This is a genomic window from Morganella sp. EGD-HP17, from assembly GCF_000512315.2.
GTDB classification, from domain to species: domain Bacteria; phylum Pseudomonadota; class Gammaproteobacteria; order Enterobacterales; family Enterobacteriaceae; genus Morganella; species Morganella morganii.
Window position 1 is genome coordinate 1 of sequence record NZ_AZRH01000053.1, and the last position, 1,830, is coordinate 1,830.

The following is a 1,830-nucleotide window of genomic DNA, read 5'->3' on the forward strand; positions in this document are numbered from 1 at the left end:
GCGGTTCCAGCCGTCATCAATCTGGAAAAGGAGTTTTGCGGGTCGGGGAATATACATGCACGGAATTATAACGGGAGACGGTTGCTGAGGACAGCCATTCACTTACCGCGTCTTAGCTCCGCCGCAGGCGGCTATTGTTCTTCTCTTTTCAGTTGAATCCTGGGCTGGAATATCAGGCAGTATCCGGAATTTCAGATATTAAATACGATGCGTTTTCCGGACGGAAGTTCCCTTTTAGCTTGACAAAAACGGCCAATGTAACTATAATTAGTCACATGAGGCGCGGAGATTAAAAATGGGTAAGACGGAAAAATTAATCAGCAAACTATCAAACAGTAAAAAAACGTTTGACTGGTCAGAATTAGTAAGCCTGCTTTCTTCTCTCGGGTATCAAAAAAAAGAAATGGAAGGTTCACGGGTTCGCTTTATTCATCCCGATCGTAACATGATATTGCTTCACAGACCGCACCCGGAAAATCACATTAAGGGCGGTGCGCTGAAAGCAGTTAAAACCATTTTGAAAGATGAGGGGATATTATAATGAAACAGTTAAATTACAAAGGTTATACCGGAACGATAGAGCCGGATTTTGAAAATAACATTCTGTTCGGAAAACTGGCTTTTATTCGTGATTTAGTGACCTATGAGGCGAACACTCTCGCAGAGTTGGAAAAAGAGTTTAAAACCTCTGTGGATTTGTATTTACAGGCATGTAAGGAAGACGGAAAAAAACCTGACACTCCCTTTAAAGGCGTTTTCAATGTCCGGGTTAATCCTGATTTGCACCGGAAAGCCGCAGAACGGGCAAGTGAGGAAGATATCACGCTTAACGCTTTTGTCAGTAAAGCATTGGAAAAAGAAATTAATAACCATCACTCCGGAGCTTAATCGCTCCGGTTTTTCTTTTCGGGCGTTGAACCCGCAAAGAAAAAATACTCTCCGATATTCCTTTTGGTACAGGGGACGGACATTTCGGCTGTGATCCCCGGAACAGCTTTAACGGCCGGGAATATCCGGTATCCCCATTTACTCCCGGATCAGCAAAACTCCAGTAGTTGCAGCAATAAAACAGGAATGATACTGTATTTATATGGGTCTTCCCCTGTTGTGGTGGGTGGTACATAATTGAATGATTTTCAAACACCACACAGTGCCTTTATGGTGTCTCTTTTTACATGAGAGGGAATTCTTATGAGTGTGCCGCAAACAAAAGCTGAACTGCTTTTAGCTATTGATAAAAATTTTAGTAAATTAATTAGTTACCTCAACGCAATCCCACCAGAAATTACTTCAGATAAATCAATGGACGGACACGCCAAAGGAACGGAGATGAGTGTTCGTGATCTCGATGGTTAGGAAACTGAAAGTTGTTTTTACCCTGTTTTCCGGGCGGTAGCTTCTTATGCTGATGAACGATCAGTTGTTTTATCCGGACGGGACTGTGCGAATTTGCGGCACTCCGGTGAATTATTATTCAATTTGCTGAATTTAACGCAGATCTTCCCTATGCGGCCTGCCGCAGCCATCGCTGCTTTTTAAATTCCTGACGCCGTATCTCCAGCAATCTTTCTGCCCTGATACCCGCTTCTGCACTGTTAAATATCAGTCTGCCGCCGCACAGGACGCACTGGTACGGATCTGTCCGCGTAAATTGTTTCATCAGTGAGGCAAAGCCGGGTTTCGGCGGCTTTTCTTTCACTTTCATATCCAGTGCCGCATACACTTCCGGCAGTAAAATTCCCCGTTTCCGGTTGGCCAGAAAGCCGTAATACCGCACCATCTTAAAATGCCGTGACGGAATATGGCTGATATAGCGCATCAGCATCTCCT

Annotated in this window: 3 protein-coding genes and 1 pseudogene; 3 read left to right on the forward strand and 1 reads right to left on the reverse strand. The window is 44.2% G+C overall.

What is annotated here, in order from left to right; genetic code table 11:
• The first annotated feature begins 295 nt into the window (after positions 1 to 295).
• The 3 genes and pseudogenes from X965_RS18640 to X965_RS19185 form a co-directional block, all read left to right on the forward strand.
• Positions 296 to 541, forward strand: a complete 246-nt coding sequence (locus X965_RS18640) for a type II toxin-antitoxin system HicA family toxin (RefSeq protein ID WP_036419791.1) — start codon at positions 296 to 298, stop codon at positions 539 to 541.
• The gene (locus X965_RS18645; protein ID WP_036419793.1) at positions 541 to 888 is read left to right on the forward strand and encodes a type II toxin-antitoxin system HicB family antitoxin; all 348 of its coding nucleotides are present in this window, start codon (positions 541 to 543) and stop codon (positions 886 to 888) included. The genes X965_RS18640 and X965_RS18645 overlap by 1 nt, the downstream gene beginning before the upstream one ends.
• Before the next feature lie 303 nt (positions 889 to 1,191).
• A pseudogene (locus X965_RS19185) lies at positions 1,192 to 1,347 on the forward strand (ClbS/DfsB family four-helix bundle protein); the annotation flags it as partial.
• Between the two features lie 157 nt (positions 1,348 to 1,504).
• Here the strand turns inward: X965_RS19185 and X965_RS18650 are convergent.
• Positions 1,505 to 1,830, reverse strand: a 326-nt coding sequence (locus tag X965_RS18650; RefSeq protein ID WP_036419794.1) for a transposase, incomplete at its 5' end; no start/stop codon positions are given.